The organism is Sphingopyxis sp., assembly GCF_034380315.1.
Classification (GTDB): domain Bacteria; phylum Pseudomonadota; class Alphaproteobacteria; order Sphingomonadales; family Sphingomonadaceae; genus Sphingopyxis.
On record NZ_JAXMPB010000001.1, the window covers coordinates 500,869 to 518,102 of the forward strand.

Consider the following 17,234-nt stretch of genomic DNA (forward strand, 5'->3'; position numbering starts at 1 on the left):
AAGCCGTCAAAGCCCTTGTGCCAAGGACAAGCGCACCTATATCGCCCCCAGAAACTCCCAAGGGACCAACGGACGGCGTGCCTTTTCAGGGCGCCGGAGAAGCAACAAGGACTTTATACCCATGGCAAAAGTGATCGGGATCGACCTCGGCACCACGAATAGCTGCGTCGCGGTGATGGAAGGTGGCAAGCCCAAGGTTATCGAAAATGTGGAAGGGACGCGCACGACCCCGTCGATCGTCGCCTTCGCCAAGGACGGCGAACGGCTGATCGGCCAGCCGGCCAAGCGCCAGGCGGTCACCAACCCCGAAAACACCATCTTTGCGGTGAAGCGCCTGATCGGCCGCCGCTTTGACGATCCCATGACCAAGAAGGACATGGAACTCGTCCCCTATAATATCGTCAAGGGCGCCAATGGCGACGCCTGGGTCAAGGCGGGCAGCGAGGATTATTCGCCGTCGCAGATCAGCGCCTTCATCCTTCAGAAGATGAAGGAAACCGCCGAAGCCTATCTGGGCGAAAAGGTCGAACAGGCGGTGATCACCGTCCCCGCTTATTTCAACGACGCCCAGCGTCAGGCGACCAAGGACGCCGGCAGGATCGCGGGCCTGGAAGTGCTGCGCATCATCAACGAGCCGACCGCGGCGGCGCTCGCCTATGGCCTCGACAAGTCGGAAAATAAGACGATCGCAGTCTATGACCTTGGCGGCGGCACCTTCGACATCTCGATCCTCGAGGTCGGCGACGGCGTGTTCGAGGTGAAATCGACCAACGGCGACACCTTCCTCGGCGGCGAAGATTTCGACAGCAAGATCGTCGCCTTCCTGGCCGACACGTTCAAGAAGGACGAAGGCATCGACCTGCGCGGCGACAAGCTGGCGCTGCAGCGGTTGAAGGAAGCCGCCGAAAAGGCGAAGATCGAACTGTCGTCGGCCGCGACGACCGAAGTGAACCTGCCCTTCATCACCGCCGACGCCAATGGGCCGAAGCATCTGGTGAAGACGATCACCCGTTCCGATCTTGAAAAGCTGGTCGAAGAGCTGATCAAGCGCACCCTTGAACCCTGCAAAAAGGCGATCAAGGACGCCGGCATCAACGCCAGCGAGATCGACGAAGTCGTTCTGGTCGGCGGCATGACCCGCATGCCGCGCGTTCGCGAAGTCGTGAAGGACTTCTTTGGCAAGGAACCGCACACCGGCGTCAACCCCGACGAAGTCGTCGCCATCGGTGCGGCGATCCAGGCAGGCGTGCTGCAGGGCGACGTCAAGGACGTGCTGTTGCTCGACGTGACCCCGCTCAGCCTCGGCATCGAAACGCTGGGCGGCGTGTTCACGCGCATGATCGACCGCAACACCACCATTCCTACCAAGAAGAGCCAGGTCTATTCGACCGCCGACGACAATCAGTCGGCGGTGACGATCCGCGTCTTCCAGGGCGAGCGCGAAATGGCGGCGGACAACAAGATGCTGGGCCAGTTCGATCTGGTCGGCATTCCGCCGGCGCCGCGCGGCGTGCCGCAGATCGAGGTGACGTTCGACATCGACGCCAACGGCATCGTGTCGGTCCACGCCAAGGACAAGGGCACCGGCAAGGAACAGCAGATCAAGATCCAGGCTTCGGGCGGCCTCAGCGACGCGGACATCGACCAGATGGTCAAGGACGCCGAACAGTTCGCCGAAGAGGACAAGAAGCGCCGCGAAGCGGCTGAGGCGAAGAATAACGCCGAAAGCCTGATCCACACGACCGAACGTCAGCTCGAAGAGCATGGCGACAAGGTCGATGCGGGGCTGAAGTCCGAAATCGAAGCCGCGATCGGCGAAGCCAAGGCGGCGGTCGAAGGCGGCGACAGCAGCGCGATGACCGAAAAGGCCCAGGCCCTTGCCCAGGTCGCGATGAAGCTCGGCCAGGCGATCTATGAAAAGGAACAGCAGGCAGCGGCATCGCCCGCCGCCGAAGCTGGCGAGACCAAGGCCGACGAAGATGTCGTTGATGCCGAATTCTCGGAAGTCGAAGACGACAAGAAGTAAGACATGAACCCTTCGCCCTTTCCCCAATCGGGAAAGGGGCGGGGAGAGGAGGAGGCAACCGGCCTGGCGACAGGCCCCGCATGCCCCCTCTCCCTCGAAGGGGAAAGGGCTATTATCCATGTCGCTCGACATCGATTATTATGAATTGCTGGAAGTCGAGCGGACCGCCGACGATGCCACGCTGAAATCGGCCTATCGCAAGCTGGCGATGAAATATCACCCCGACAAGAATCCGGGGTGCGGCGACAGCGAGGCGCGATTCAAGGCGATCAACGAGGCCTATGACTGCCTGAAGGATCCGCAAAAGCGCGCCGCCTATGACCGGTTCGGCAAGGCGGCGTTCCAGAACGGAGGCCCCGGCGGAGGCTTTTCGGGCGGCGGCAACGACTTTGGCGACATCGGCGACATTTTCGAATCGATCTTCGGTTCGGCATTCGGCGGCGGCGGCCGCCAGCAGCGCGGCCCGGCGCGCGGTGCGGACCTGCGCTATGACATGGAAATCCGGCTCGAGGACGCCTTTACCGGCTGCACCCGCGAGATCGATGTCGATGTCGCGGCGCGCTGCGACAGTTGTGAAGGCTCGGGCGCCAAGCCGGGAACCAGCACCCACCGCTGCCAGACCTGCGGCGGCCACGGCAAGGTCCGCGCGCAGCAAGGTTTCTTCATGGTCGAACGCACCTGCCCGACCTGTCAGGGCGCGGGCGAGGTGATCGCCGATCCGTGCGGCACCTGCATGGGCGAAGGCCGCGTCGACCGGCGCAAGACGCTGACCGTGACCATCCCGCCGGGGGTCGATGAAGGAACGCGAATCCGCCTGTCGGGCGAGGGGGAATCGGGCGCACGCGGCGCGGCGCCGGGCGACCTTTACATCTTTCTGCATCTGGCGCGGCACAAGCTGTTCGAACGCGAGGGAACGACGCTGTTCACCCGCGCACCGATCAGCTTCACGACCGCGGCGCTGGGCGGTGAAATCAGCATCCCCGGGCTCGACGGAGCCAAGCATGACATTCACATCCCCGCGGGCATCCAGTCGGGCAAGCAGCTGCGCCAGCGCGGCGCGGGGATGCCAGTGCTGAACGGACGCGGCCATGGCGACCTGGTCGTTCAGATCGATGTCGAAACCCCGACCCGGCTCACCGCACGGCAAAAGGAATTGTTGTGCGAATTCCGCGAAACCGAAACTGGCGAGGAATGCCCCGCCAGCCAGGGCTTTTTCGGACGCATCAAGGATATGTGGGACGATCTGACGGACTAAGCCGTCACCCGTCAAAGCGTCGGGACCAACGCAGCGCAGCAATGACAGCGGCGGTCAGCCGATCTCACTCCGCAATTCTGCGATCAGAGCGGCGACCTTGGGCAGCCGCTCTTCCTCTTCGTCGAGAATCGCACGAAAGGCGCGGCGCTTGATCGCCGTCAGCTGTTCGCGCGCCAGCGCGTCGGCGCCCGTCACGCTGCTCGCGACGATATCGATCAGCCGGTCAGCGCCGTGGAGTCGCCCCCACAGATAGTCGTTTTCGCGGTAGGCACGGCTGAAAAAGGCGCCGAAGCTGTTGAACTCTATCCCCTTCAGCATCGCCGCCGCACCGCCGGTTCGAATCGCGGTCGCGTCCGAGGGCGAAATGCGGTCGATCTTGATCGGGTCGAACTCGTCGAACCCCTCCCCCTGAAGCAGCGGCAGGGTCGCGATGTCGAAAAAGGGGTAGCCGAGATAGGCGAGCAGCATCACGCGCCGGTCGTCCTTGGGCAACAGCGCCAGCGCGTCGGCGATCATCGCATCGGCGACACCATCGATCCCGACCAGATCCCGACGCGCCGCGATTGCGTCGATCCACGCGCCCGGCCCGGCATCGACCGGCACATCGAGATCGGCGAGCCATCGGTCACCCTCGCGCTCCAGATAGTGGCCGAGCGCGGTAAAGATCGCCTCGCGCATCGTGTCGCAGGCCGGGTCGTGGCCATCGCGCCGCGCCTCGACCGATGCATCGAGTTCGCGCGCCAGAAAGCGCAACCGGCGGATACGGAAACCCAGATCATGAACACGGAAAAAGCCGATGGCATCGCCGCTGGCGCCCAGCCCCTTGCGCCCCGAAATCCGGTCGAGCCCGCGCGCGCGCACCTCGTCCCACAGCATCGCCCGCCGGTTCGTCCGGTGGGTATCGCCTTCCGACGGCGACAGCCGCTCGATCGTCCCGGCGAGTTCCTCGACGACCGCCGATAGTTTCAGATGGCCATAGGGCGCATAGGCAAAGCCGGCCCGCGCGGCCGCCTGCTCCTGTGCCTTGGCGCGCCATTTTTCGAGCCGCGCCGGGGTTGGCGTGTCGAGGAAAAAGGTGGTGCCGAACAGGATCGCGACCTGTTCCTCCACCTCGACCTTCATCGCATCGACGATATGCTGCATTCGCCGGATCCGGCGCGACATCCCCTCGATCGCCTCGACACTTTCGCGGATCGGCTGTTCTCGCGGAATTTCAGAGAGGGCGCCCAGGATCGTGGGCAGAAATCCGGGCAGACCCGCGCGCGCCTCTTCACCCTCGCCATTATTCGCCCCGCGCCCGAAGCTGATCGAACGATAATCGGGCTTCGGATCGATATAGACGAAACGGCGATCGATCTCGCGGCGCGCCGGCCGCTGTTTCAGCGCCGCGATAGCAGGGCGAAAGGGCGCATTGGCAAGGACCGATCCGTCGATCAGCACGCGGTCGACGGAATCGCCCTCTCCACCGAAAGGAAGTTGGGCGTGGATGAAATCGGCGCGCCCCGGCCAGTCGATGGCGCGTTCGGCCAGCACCTTGTCGAGCTCGCGGATCGTGAAGGGCGGAAAGGCGCCGGGAAAGCTCGCCGTCGCCCGCGCCGCAGCGGCAAGGGCAGGAACATCGTCCATCCTTGTTCCGGGCCGCCCATCCTGCCGGAAATGCAGGACCAGCCGATGCTCCTGCTCGCTGACCCGTGGCGGGCTGTTGAGCCGCAGCGGCATGGCATGTCCGGCAAAGTCGGTGACCGATACGAACAGGTCGACCGGCTGACCCGCCGGCACGAGTTCGGGACCGCGCGGCCCCGCTTCCATCGCGTCAAAGGCGTCGAGCAGCAAACCGGAGAAAGTCGCGCCGCCAAAGGGCGGTTCGAACCAGCGGGCGCGAACGAAGCGCGACAGCTTGGCGCGCACTTCCTCCTGCGCCGCCTCGCCCACCGTGCGATCGATCGCATTGCCCCGGCGCTTCATCATCCACCCGGCGATCGGCACCGCCCAGAATTTGGTCGCCGCCGACAGCGGCCGCGCATCGGGGTCGATCAACCGATCAACATCGGCATCGTCGAGCCACAATTCGGTGAGCGGGTCGAGCGACTGGCCGGTGGTCAGCGCGCGAGCCAGGAAAATCCCGTTGATGCCGCCGGCGCTGGCACCCGCAACGATGTCGGCCAGCACGCGCAGCCGCACACCGCTGTTCGCCAGAATAGCATCGAACAGTTCGATATAGGCCGCACCGACACCATCCTGCACCTCGCCTTCGTGAAAGGCCCGCGAAGCGGCGGCGAGTCGCCACACCTCCTTGGTGACGCCGTGCATATACACCGCCAGGCTGATGCCGCCGTAGCAAATCAGGGCGAACCGCAATTCCTTCTCGCGCATGAAAGGGTTGATAGCGCGCTTTGCCACGCCTGTCCCCCCTTGCGCGCGGACCGCGCAGCGCCGCGCTTTTCCCTTGCATATGCAAATCGCTCGCATTAGCGGCGCCGCAAGACAGGAGATAAATAAGAATGATTCGCAAGATCGTCGTCGCTGCGCTGCTTGGCACCGCGCTTTCCTCGCCGACGCTGGCGCAGGAAGCGGCGCCGGTCGATACCGACGAAGGCACGGCCGCGATCATCGTCACCGCGGCGCGCACCATATTGCCGCCCAATGCCCTGCCGCTGACGATCGACATCATCGACAAGGACGCCCTCGATCAGCAGATCGCGATCGCGGGGTCGGTGACCGATGCAGTGGCAACGCTGACCCCCAGCTTCTCTCCGACCCGCCAGAAATTGTCGGGCGCGGGCGAAACGCTGCGCGGACGCGCCCCGCTCTATGCGATCAACGGCATTCCGCAATCGACCCCGCTGCGCGACGGCAGCCGCGACGGTTTCACCATCGACGGCTTTTTCATCGACCGGGTCGAGCTCATCTATGGCTCGAACGCCCTCCAGGGGATCGGCGGAACCGGGGGCATCGTCAACCAGGTCACGGTCGGCGCCCCGACGCGCGAAGGCCTGTCCGGCCGCGCTCTCTTGCAGGCGAGCGCCGATGATGAATTTTCACGCGCCGGAATGGGCGGAAAGCTCGCCGGCCTTGTTCAGTACAAGGCGGACAGGTTCGACGCTTCGGTCGGCGCTGCCTATGAAATGCGCGGCCTGTTTCGCGACGCGGCGGGCCGTCCGATCGGGGTCAACGTGACCCAGGGCGAAACGATGGATTCCAAATCGCTCTCGCTGTTCGGGCGCTTCGGCTATGCCGTCACCGACACGATGCGGCTCGACCTCATCCTCAGCCGCTATGAACTGAAGGGCGACGGTGATTATGAAGCGGTCGCGGGCAATCGCGCCACCGGCCTGCCGACCAGCGCGAAACGCGGTACCCCGCCCGGAAAGCCCGCCACCAGCCGCACAGAAAGCGCCGCCCTGTCGCTGACCGACGACGATCTGGGCGGCGGGCATTTCATGACCCAATTCTTCTGGAACCGCACCCACGACACCTTCGGCGGCGACCCCAATCCGATCGCCAGTTTCCAGGATCCGGCGATCGCGCCGGTCGGCACATTGTTCGACCAGTCGCAGAACCGCAGCCGCAAGCTCGGCGCGAAGATCAGCTATGAACGCGCGGTCCCGGGGTTCGAGGCGCTGACCCTTGTCGCCGGGTTCGACGCGCTGTGGGACAAGACCGAACAAAGGCTGATCGCCACCGACCGCATCTGGGTGCCTCCGACCCGGTTCCGCAGCTTTGCGCCCTTTGGCCAGGCCAATCTGAAACTTGCGGACGGTCTCCTGCGCCTCGCGGGCGGCGTGCGATACGAGGATGTGAAGATCAGCATCGACGATTATCGCACCCTGTCGGCGAACACCTTCGTAGCCTGCCCGGCGCCGCCGCGCGTACCGACCGGCCCGTGCGGTCTCGCCAGCTATGGCGGCGTCGCCGTCTCGGGGGGCAGCCCCAGCTTTCACGACACGCTGCTGAACGGCGGCATCATCGTCGAACCCGCCCCCGGCATCCGCGCCTATGCGAGCTATGCCGAGGGATATACCGCCCCCGACGTCGGCCGCATCACCCGCGCGGTCAAAGTGACGGGGCTCGACATCGACCAATATCTGAACATCCGGCCGATCGTGTCGAACAATCGTGAGATCGGGGTCGAGGTGAAGCGGGGTCCGCTCGACGCCAGCGCGACCTATTTCTGGTCGACGAGCAAGGAAGGGCAGTTGCTGATCGCGCGGCCCGACGGCATTTTCGACGTCATCCGCCAGCGCGTCGAAATCCAGGGCCTCGAAATCAACCTGGCGGTCAAGCCGCCGGTCGACGGGCTGACGCTGTCGGCGGGCTATGCCCATCTCGACGGACGTTTCGACAGCAACGGCGATGGCCAGGTCGATACCGACCTCGACGGTGCGAATATCTCGCCCGACCGGCTGAACCTCGCGGCGAGCTATGCCCGCGGCCCGCTGTCTGCACGGATCCAGACGCAATTCTACCTGAAACGCCGATTCGAAGGCCCCGTCCCCGATCCGCGCAACGATTTCGATGGCTATACGCTGACCGACGCCTTCGTCCGCTATCAGACCGGTCTGGGCGGGATCAGCCTGTCGGTGCAAAATATGTTCGACAAGCAATATGTCAGCTACGCCAGCGACACCCAGCGCCCGACCGATAATTTCTTCAATTTCGCCGGGCGCGGGCGAACCTTCACGCTCGGCTGGGACTATCGTTTCTAGGTCATGCTCCAACTGCTCGACACGCTTCACCGCTGGGCTGGGGGCATCATCGGCCTCGTTCTGGCGCTGCTCGGCCTGACCGGTACGATCCTGCTCCACAAGGATGCGTGGATCGGCCTGCCGCATGTCGAGGATGTCCAGCGCACCGACCTGACCGCCATCGCCGCCGCGACCGAAAAGATCATGGCCTTGCCCGGCGCGCCGCAGGGCATCATCTATGCTCGCGACAGCTTTGGCCTGCACCAGATACGGCTGGACGCAGGCGCGGGCCTGTACACCGACCAGTCGGGCGCCATTGTCACCCGCTGGGCCAGCCAGTGGGAACGCCCCGAATTGTGGCTGTTCGATTTTCACCACCATCTTTTCACCGGCGACACCGGCGAATGGGTGATCGGTATCGCCGGGCTCGCCGGGCTGTTCTTCATCCTGTCGGGCGTCATTCTGTGGTGGCGTACGCGAAAGACCTTCCAGTTCCGGCTGTGGCCGAAACGGATGAGCCGCCCCGCGATCCTGATGCACCACCGCGACCTCGGCATCATCGCGGCGCCATTGCTGCTGCTGTCGGTGGTCACGGGCACGATGATGATCTTTCGTCCCTTTGCGATGATCGTCGTCGCCCCCTTTGGTTCGGTCGACGAAGCGGAAAAGGCGATGGAGGCACCCAAGTACAAGGGCGGCCCGCTGGCCGCGACGCCCGATTATGCCGCCATGCTAGCGGAGGCACACCGCCGTTTTCCCGACGCCGAATTTCGTATCCTCAGCCTGCCGCGCGCAGCGGGTGAACCGATCATGCTGCGTCTGCGCCAGCCCGCCGAGTGGTTGCCCAACGGCCGCACGACATTGTGGTTCGACGCCGCGACCGGGCGCGTCCTTGGGGCACGCGACGCGCTCGTCATGCCTTCTGCGGCGCAGGCGTTCAACAAGGCCTATCCGCTTCACGCGGGCAAGGTCGGCGGCCTGCCTTATCGCGTCGCCATGACGCTTTCGGGCCTCGCCCTGACCCTGCTCGGCAGCTTTGCTGTCTGGACCTTCTGGTTCCGCCGTCCAAAGCGCACGGCGCGCCCGGCTGGCAAGGCCGCGCTGGCCGCGCGCTGACCGTCTTTCCATACCCCCGTCGGCGGCATCGCGGCGGTGGGTGCGCCGCGATGCCGCGACACGCGCTTTCCTATTTTGTGCGCGCGCCTATATCCTGCCCCAACATGACCCGCGCCCGCGTCCTCCTTTTGACCGCCGCCCTCGGCCCGCTCGACTATCGCGTCCCGCAGGGCAGCGCGGCACCGCTCGGCAGCGTCGTCGTCGCGCCGCTGGGGCCGCGGCGGCTGGGCGGCGTGGTATGGGAGGATGGCAGTTTCGGTGCCCCCGACCCCGTCGGCGACAACCGACTGCGCAACCTGTATGAAATCGTGCCCGTCCCGCCGGTGCCCGCCCCGCTGCGCCGCCTCGTCGAATGGACCAGCGACTATTATTTGAGCCCGCCGGGATCGGTGCTGCGGATGGTGCTGCCCGGCGTCGCCTTTGCCGACGCGCGGCGCCCGATCATCGAATATCGCGCCACCGGCGACCTGCCACCGCGCATGACGCCGCAACGGACCGTCGCGATCGAGGCGATCGGCGACCGCCAGGGCACGGTGCGCGAACTCGCCGCGCTCGCCAACGTCAGCGAGGCGGTGATCCGCGGCCTCGTCCAGACGGGCGCGCTCGAACCGGTCAGCGTCGCCGCCGACGCCCCCTATCCCGAACCCGATCGCAGTTTCGCGCCGCCCGACCTGTCGGACGAACAGCGCGCCGCCGCCGGCCAGTTGAAGGCGGCGGTCGAAGCGCGGCGCTTCGAAACGCTGCTGCTCGACGGCGTCACCGGATCGGGCAAAACCGAAGTCTATATGGAGGCGGTCGCCGCCGCGCTCGCCGCGGGGCGCCAAGCGCTGATCCTGCTTCCCGAAATCGCGCTCACCGAACCGATGCTGACGCGCTTTGCCGCGCGTTTCGGCTGCGAACCTGTCGCCTGGCATTCGGGGCTGCGCCAGGCCGAACGCCGCCGCGCCTGGCACGCGATCGCCAGCGGCGGGGCAAGGATCATCGTCGGCGCGCGTTCGGCGCTGTTCCTGCCCTATGCCGATCTTGGCGCGATCATCGTCGACGAAGCGCATGAAACAAGCTTCAAGCAGGAGGATGGCGTCCATTATCACGCCCGCGACGTCGCGGTGATGCGGGGGCATTTCGAAGGGCTGCCGGTGATCCTCGCCAGCGCGACCCCGGCGCTCGAAAGCCTCGCGCAGGTCGAGGCGGGGCGCTATCGCCACATCGTCCTGCCCGCCCGCTATGGCGGCGCGACGCTGCCCGACCTCGCCGCGATCGACATGCGCGCCGACCCGCCCGATAGGGGCCGCTGGCTGGCGCCGCCGCTCGTCGACGCGCTCGCCGACCGATTGCACAAGGGCGAACAGAGTCTGCTCTTTCTCAACCGCCGCGGCTTTGCGCCGCTCACCCTGTGCCGTACCTGCGGCCACCGCATCCAGTGCCCGAACTGTACGGCGTGGATGGTCGAGCACCGGCTCGTCCACCGCCTCGCCTGCCACCATTGCGGCCATGTCATGCCGCCGCCGCGGCTGTGCCCCGAATGCGAGGATGAGGACAGCCTGGTCGCCTGCGGCCCCGGCGTCGAGCGCGTCGCCGACGAGGTGGGCTTGCGCTTTCCCGAGGCGCGGACGGCGATCGTCACGTCGGACACGCTGTGGTCGCCGGCCAAGGCCGCCGAATTCGTCGACAATGTCGAGGCAGGGCTGGTCGACATCATCATCGGCACCCAGCTCGTCACCAAGGGCTATCATTTCCCCAACCTCACCCTCGTCGGGGTGGTCGATGCCGATTTGGGCCTCGACGGCGGCGATCTGCGTGCGTCGGAACGCACCTTCCAACAGATTGCGCAGGTCGCGGGCCGCGCCGGGCGCGGGGTAAAGCCCGGCGAGGTGCTGATCCAGACGCGGGTTCCCGACGCCCCCGTGATGGCGGCGCTGGTCGCCAACGACCGCGACGGTTTTTATGCAGCCGAGGCGGCGTCGCGCAAATCGGCGGGTGCACCGCCCTATGGCCGTTTCGCCGCGCTGATCATCTCGTCGGAGGATCTGGAGGTTGCCCGCGGCCTTGCCCAGCGGCTGGGGCAAAAGGCGCCGGTGCTCGACGGCCTGTCGGTCTATGGCCCCGCCCCCGCGCCGCTCGCGATGCTGCGCGGCCGTCACCGGTTTCGCCTGCTGCTCCACGCCCCGCGCAGCTTTGACCTGCAGGGTGCGATCCGCGACTGGGTCGGCGCCATCGACTGGCCCGCAAAGGCGCGGTTGGCGATCGATATCGACCCCTACAGCTTCGTCTGATCTCGCGGCGCTTTACATGACCCCGGCCGGATGGCACGATGGATAGATAAGTATATCCGGGGGAAAGATGCGTAAAATTGGGATTTTTGCAGCTATTGTAGCAATGACTGCATTGCCGCAACCCGCCGACGCCAAATGGCTCCGCGCCGATACCGACAATTTCATCATCTATAGCGAAGGTTCGGAAAAATCGCTGCGTGAATTCTCTGAACTTCTCCAGCGCTTCGACGCGACCCTGCGTACGCGGTTCGGTATCGGATCGGGGCTGGAGCCCAACAGGCTGACGATTTTCCTTTTGCCCCGTTCGACCGACGTCCACAAACTGTCACCGCGCACCCTCGGCCCGTCGATCGCCGGTTTCTACAGCCCGTCGCTCGAAGGAACCTACGCCGTTTCCAACCGCGAAAGCCACACGGTAAAGGGCACATCGCAGGCGCAACAAACGCTGTTCCATGAATATACCCATCATTTCATGCGGCGTTATTTGTCCGCCGCTTTTCCGGCGTGGTTCGTCGAAGGTTTCGCCGAATATTATTCGACCACCGACTATACGAAGACCGGACAGGCCAAAATCGGGATGCCGGCCTATGCCCGCGCCTATGGACTGCTCAACCTACCCAAGGTTCCCGCCGAGACATTGCTGTTCCAGCGGCCTGGCGCCATGCGCAATTCGGGACAGATGGACGTATATTATGGGCGCGCCTGGCTGCTCACCCACATGCTCTACTACCACCCCGGACGAAGCGGCCAGCTCGCCACCTATATGGAGGCGCTGAACAAGGGGGACGACAGCAAAAAGGCGGCGGCCGACGCCTTTGGCGACCTTGCCGAACTCGACAAGGATTTGAATCGCTACATGACGAAACCCATGTCCTACCGGTTGACGGCGACACCGATCCCGATCAGCGGATCGATCACCATCCGGGCGCTGTCACCGGCCGAAGATGCTGTCCTTCCGCTTCATCTGCGGCGAAAGGCGGCACAGGACGATGAGCAACGGAGCAAGATTCGCGACGACCTTCGGAAACTCTCGGCCACCCATTCCACCGACGCCAGCATCTGGTTCGAAACAGCAGCCGTCGAGTGGGACATGGACGAGGACGTACGGGATCTCGCCGCCGTACGGACCGCGCTCGACCGCACCCTTGCGATCGAGCCCAAGCATGTCCACGCCAATGTCCTTCTCAGCCGATTGCTGATCAAGGAACTGGATGACAAGGGCGGCACCGACGCTGCGGCCTGGAACGCCGCGCGCAAACCGGTGATCCTCGCCAATCGCACCGACCCGAACAGTCCGTGGCCATTGTATATCTATTTCACCAGCTTCCTTGCCCAGGGAATCGAACCGCCGGCTATCGCCTTCGACGGATTGGCCCGTGCCTTTGACATCGCGCGCGAAAGTCCCAGTGTCCGGATTCTCCAGATCCAGGCCCTGGCCGACCAGAAAAAATTCGACCAGGCGATCGAGCTTGCCAAGGTTCTGGCTTTCGACCCCCACGACAATGGAAGCGGCGAAGCCTTGCTCGATCAGATCGAGCAAATGCGCGCGATGGCGAAGAAAACGGCCAGAGCGAAGGCCGCGGCTTCCGCCGAAGCGGAATCCGAATGATCCCGTCCCCTCAATAGTCGGGCTCGCCGCCGTCCAGCACCTTTTCCGCTTGCCCGGTCAGCCACGCCATCGCCGCCGCCCAGGGCTGATGACCGTGGCTGATCCGCGCAACACCCAATGCGGCGAGTTGCTTGTGCGTCGGCCCGTCGCGGCCACGCAAGATATTGACCGGCAGCGGCGATGCGTCACAGATCGCGCCGATACAGCGCGCATCGCGCAAGAACGGGACGAACAGCGACCCTGCCCCCGCATCGGCATAGGCGCGTGCCCGTTCGAGCGTCGCGGCGACCAGCGCATCGCCCTCTGTCGCGGCGTCGCGGCCACGGAACATGTCGCAGCGCGCATTGACGAAGATGCCGGTATCGGCAGCGGCGCGGTAGCGCGCCTGCGCCTCGGCAAGCGGCAGCAGCACATCGCCCCCCGGCATCCGGTCTTCCATATTGATCCCGGCCGCACCCGCCGCATAGGCCAGGGCGACCGAGGCCCCCACGGCGGCGGGATCGGCACCATAGCCCGACTCCATGTCGATCGAGACCGGCAAATCGGTCACGGCCAGAATCCGCGCCAGGTTGGCGAGCACATCGGAAAGCGGGAAATCCTCGCCATCGCTGCGCCCCTGCGCCTCGGCGACGCCATAGCTTCCGGTTGCGATCGCCTTGGCGCCCGCCGCCGCGACCGCCCGCGCGCTCCCCGCATCCCAGATGTTGACGAGGATCAGCGGATCGCCGGGGATATGCAGCGCCGCAAAGGCGCGAGTTTGATCCTTCATTTCATTCTCCTCTTCCATCCCGGCCGCCACCGGTCAAAATTCATCGAAACGGCGCTGGCCCGGCGCCTTTTCGCGGCGCAGCAGCTCGTCCTTGATCGGCAGGCCATAGGCATAGCCGCCGAGCGATCCGTCGCTGCGCACGACGCGGTGGCAGGGGATCAGCACCGCGACATTGTTGGCGCCATTGGCGCTGCCCGCCGCGCGCACCGCCCCCGGCTTGCCGATCGCGGCGGCGATATCGGCATAGCTGCGCGTCTCGCCCGCCGGGATTTTCCGCAGTTCGCGCCACACCGCTTCCTGAAAGGCGGTGCCCTTCACATCGATCGGGATATGGTCAAAACCGTTCACCGGTGCCTCGACCGCATCGACCACCTGTTTCAACAGCGCTTCGAAATCGGCACCGCCCTCGACCAGGTCGGCGGCCGGGAAACGGTCCTCAAGCGCCGCGCGCCCTTCGTCGAAGCTCAGGCGGCAGACCCCCTTCCCGGTCGCGGCGACGAGCATGTCGCCAAGGCTGGTCGGCACCACCGCCCAGTGGATCGTCACGCCCCTGCCACCGTTCACCCACGCCGAAGCGGTCATTCCCATGCGCCCCTCCATATTCTCGTAAAAGCGCGACGACCCCGAAAAGCCCGCGTCGTAAATGGCGTCGGTCACCCTCGCCCCCTCGCTCAGCGCCGCGCGCGCACGCTCCTCGCGCAGCGCGCGGGCATAGGCGGCGGGCGACAGGCCGGTGTGGCGGGTAAAGACGCGCTGGAAATGGGTGGCCGAATAACCGGTGCGGCGCGCCAGATCGGCGAGTGCCAGCGGCTCCTCGCTCGCCTTGATCGCCTGGATCGCCGCAATCACCGCGCCTTCGTCACGCGCGACATCGTCGGGCAGACAGCGCTTGCACGGGCGAAGCCCCGTTGCGCGCGCGCCCTCGCCGTCGGCGAAGAAGCGCACATTTTCGCGCAGCGGATGCCGCGCCGCGCAGCTCGGTCGGCAATAGATGCCGGTGGTCAGCACCCCCGTCACAAAGCGCCCGTCAAAGCCCTTGTCACGGCGGCGAACCGCAGCCCAGCATTCATCGTCGGTCATGGACAGGCTCGTCATTCTCCGGTCCTCGTCACCCGCGCCGCGAAACAGCCATGCGCGGCATTATGGGCATCGATATAGGAAATGCGGTCGTCGGCGAACAGGTCGCGGATCGCGGCATCGGCTTCGCCCGGCCCCGCCAGCCGCGCGGTCTGCAGCATTCCCTCCGTATCAAAGGCGCGCAGTGCGAACCAGCGCCCTTCGAACACCGGCGGCATTTCATCGACAAAGGTGGCGCTCTCGGCACCCGAGCGGACATAGATGGCATAGGCGCTGCGATAGGGCGTCGCGACATCGTGGCTCACATGGTGCAACAGGATCAACGCCTCGCCCGCCTTCGCGTCGCAAAGGCTGACCCGGCACGGAAAGCCGCGATCGGCGGTGGCCGTGACGCACCGGGCATGATGCGCCGCCAGCCCCGCATCGTCGAGATCGAACAGCGGTGCAAAAATGTCGGGCGACAGCCCCTGAATCACATAGGTCATAGTTCATCCTTTCCGGTCCGATGACCCATGTTTGCCATGCGGCGGCAGCTTCCGCGTCCCGATGCTTGCGTTCAAAAGCCTCTGAATCCACTGCATTGCCGTTCTACAACATTGCATCACTGAATTTCTTGCGGCACTTTCCCGGTGAAGTCGGGAAACATGCCATGGCGACGATCGACGCCTCCCCCTCGAACCGGCCCGCTCCATCCACGGCACCGCGGCGCTCGGACATGCCGCAACGCCCGGGCCAAAGCCTGGGTCGCGGCCTTGCTGGTGATCGCGGGACTTGTCATCCTCGCGGGCAGCGCCGGGGCATGGGCGGTGATGTGGAGCCCATAGCTGTAACTTCCCCGCCGCCCCTTGCCTTCACCCGCCCAGCGGCTAGGGTCGCCGCCATGATCCGTATTCTCGCCCTGCTGCTCGCCCTGCTGACCGCCACCATCACGATTCCCGCCCGCGCCGCCGACGATATCAGCGCCGTGTCGCGCAGCGTCGTGCGCGTCGTCACCGTCGCAATGATGGAGGGCGAAGTGGTCGGCTTTGGCCATGGCAGCGGCATCGCGATTTCCCCGACGCGCATCGTCACCAATGCGCATGTCGTCGAATCGGCGGTCAAATATCCGAACAATGTCGCCCTGGGCGTCGTCCCGTCGGAAGGGCAGAAAAGCTATCCGGCGCGACTGATCGCGATCGACACCGCGCGCGATCTGGCGCTGATCGAAATCGGCGAAGGCCGCCTGCCCGCCGGCGCCATCTATTCGGGGCCGCTCGACGCCGGCACCGATGTCGTGGCGCTCGGCTATCCCGGCAACGTCGATCTCGCGACCGCACGCAGCGCCGCCGATTACATCACCCCGCGCACCCCCGTCCGCAGCGAAGGCAATATGTCGAACCTGCAATCGGTCGACGGAGTTGCGATGCTGGTCCACACGGCAAAGATTTCGCGCGGCAATTCGGGCGGTCCGCTCGTCGATCAATGCGGCCGCGTCGTCGGGATCAACACCGCGATCACCCGCGCCGACGACGGCGACTCGCCCTTCGCCTTTGCCATATCGGTACGCGAACTGGCTCGTTTTCTGGCCGATGCGGGCCAGCAATATACAAGCGTCGGAACCGCGTGCCTGTCCATGGCCGAAGCCGATGCACGCGACCGCGCGACGCTCGATGCCGCCGCCCGCGCCGAAGCAAAGGCCAACGCCGCCCGCGAAGCCGCGGCAAAGCTCGAACGCGACCTCAAGCTGGCGAAAGCCTCGGAAGAAGCGCTCGCCGCACGCGAAAACCGCATCGCATTGGCCGGGGTACTGTTCGTGATCGGCGCGCTCGCCGCCGGAGCAGGCCTGCTCTTTTACGGGCAAAAGAATATACGCAACGCAAAGATGGCGGGCGGCGCGGGGGCTGTGCTGATGGTCGGCGCGGCGATCCTCTTCGTCACACGCCCCGACGCCCACGCCGACGTCCCCGACGATGCTGCGGTGCCGGGCAGCAGGGCCGATGTCGGCCCGCCGCTGGCCGAGGGCAATTTCGTCTGCACCATCCAGCCCGACCGCAGCCGCATCACCGTGTCGTCGACCACCGACGTCCCCGTCGCCATCGACGCCAGGGGCTGCGTCAACGACCGCACGCAATATGCGCAGGGTCCCGATGGCCGGTGGCAGCGTATTCTGGTGCCCAATGAAGAAGCGACCGTGACCGTCGCCTCCTTCGATGCCGCGGCAAAGGAATATCGCGTCGAACGCTATCTGCTCGACGCCGAGACCATGACCCGCGCCCGCGAAACCCGCGCCGGCACCAACATCAAGGGATGCAAGGCCGACAGCGAGGCGCTGGCAGCGCTTGGCGCGCAGCAGGACGCGATCCGCAGCACGCTGCCGACCAGCCCGAACGAGCGGCTGGTCTATCAATGCCAGAAGGTGGCCAAGGCGCCCTGACCGCCCATCCC

11 protein-coding genes are annotated in these 17,234 nt (G+C 65.5%); 7 read left to right on the forward strand and 4 right to left on the reverse strand.

All coding sequences use genetic code 11. The features are described 5' to 3' along the window. Positions 1-121: 121 nt before the first annotated feature. Positions 122-2,026 (forward strand): molecular chaperone DnaK, encoded by a 1,905-nt coding sequence (dnaK, locus tag U0S50_RS02560; protein WP_322307167.1) that lies wholly within the window; start codon positions 122-124, stop codon positions 2,024-2,026. Between the two features lie 118 nt (positions 2,027-2,144). Then, positions 2,145-3,281, forward strand: a complete 1,137-nt coding sequence (gene dnaJ, locus U0S50_RS02565) for a molecular chaperone DnaJ (protein ID WP_322307168.1) — start codon at positions 2,145-2,147, stop codon at positions 3,279-3,281. 54 nt (positions 3,282-3,335) lie between these two features. Here the strand turns inward: dnaJ and U0S50_RS02570 are convergent, their stop codons facing one another. Then, entirely contained in the window at positions 3,336-5,654 is a 2,319-nt protein-coding gene (locus U0S50_RS02570; RefSeq protein ID WP_322307294.1) for a patatin-like protein, read from the reverse strand. Positions 5,655-5,782: 128 nt separating this feature from the next. On the opposite strand from U0S50_RS02570, the gene U0S50_RS02575 reads away from it, so the two are divergent. The 4 genes from U0S50_RS02575 to U0S50_RS02590 all read left to right on the forward strand — a co-directional run bounded on the left by U0S50_RS02575 (position 5,783) and on the right by U0S50_RS02590 (position 12,964). After that, complete coding sequence (locus U0S50_RS02575) at positions 5,783-7,987, forward strand: TonB-dependent receptor (protein ID WP_322307169.1); 2,205 nt, start codon at positions 5,783-5,785, stop codon at positions 7,985-7,987. A 3-nt stretch (positions 7,988-7,990) separates the two neighbouring features. Then, positions 7,991-9,082 carry a PepSY-associated TM helix domain-containing protein gene (locus U0S50_RS02580; protein WP_322307170.1) on the forward strand — a complete coding sequence of 364 codons (1,092 nt, stop codon included), beginning with the start codon at positions 7,991-7,993 and terminating at the stop codon, positions 9,080-9,082. A gap of 104 nt (positions 9,083-9,186) precedes the next feature. Further along, entirely contained in the window at positions 9,187-11,355 is a 2,169-nt protein-coding gene (locus U0S50_RS02585; RefSeq protein WP_322307171.1) for a primosomal protein N', read from the forward strand. 103 nt (positions 11,356-11,458) lie between these two features. Beyond that, positions 11,459-12,964: a hypothetical protein gene (locus U0S50_RS02590; protein WP_322307172.1), complete on the forward strand. Its 1,506-nt coding sequence runs from the start codon at positions 11,459-11,461 to the stop codon at positions 12,962-12,964. Between the two features lie 10 nt (positions 12,965-12,974). Here U0S50_RS02590 and U0S50_RS02595 read toward each other — a convergent pair whose 3' ends face one another. The 3 genes from U0S50_RS02595 to U0S50_RS02605 are packed head-to-tail and all read right to left on the reverse strand — an operon-like array spanning position 12,975 to position 15,295. After that, on the reverse strand, positions 12,975-13,733 hold the full coding sequence (locus tag U0S50_RS02595) for an isocitrate lyase/phosphoenolpyruvate mutase family protein (protein WP_322307173.1): 759 nt from the start codon (positions 13,731-13,733) through the stop codon (positions 12,975-12,977). Positions 13,734-13,766: 33 nt separating this feature from the next. Next, positions 13,767-14,828 carry a bifunctional DNA-binding transcriptional regulator/O6-methylguanine-DNA methyltransferase Ada gene (gene ada, locus U0S50_RS02600; protein WP_322307174.1) on the reverse strand — a complete coding sequence of 354 codons (1,062 nt, stop codon included), beginning with the start codon at positions 14,826-14,828 and terminating at the stop codon, positions 13,767-13,769. Continuing rightward, the gene (locus U0S50_RS02605; RefSeq protein ID WP_322307175.1) at positions 14,825-15,295 is read right to left on the reverse strand and encodes a DUF1203 domain-containing protein; all 471 of its coding nucleotides are present in this window, start codon (positions 15,293-15,295) and stop codon (positions 14,825-14,827) included. The genes ada and U0S50_RS02605 overlap by 4 nt, the downstream gene beginning before the upstream one ends. 395 nt (positions 15,296-15,690) lie before the next feature. Between U0S50_RS02605 and U0S50_RS02610 the strand changes: the two genes are divergently transcribed. Beyond that, the gene (locus U0S50_RS02610; RefSeq protein ID WP_322307176.1) at positions 15,691-17,223 is read left to right on the forward strand and encodes a serine protease; all 1,533 of its coding nucleotides are present in this window, start codon (positions 15,691-15,693) and stop codon (positions 17,221-17,223) included. Positions 17,224-17,234 lie beyond the last annotated feature (11 nt).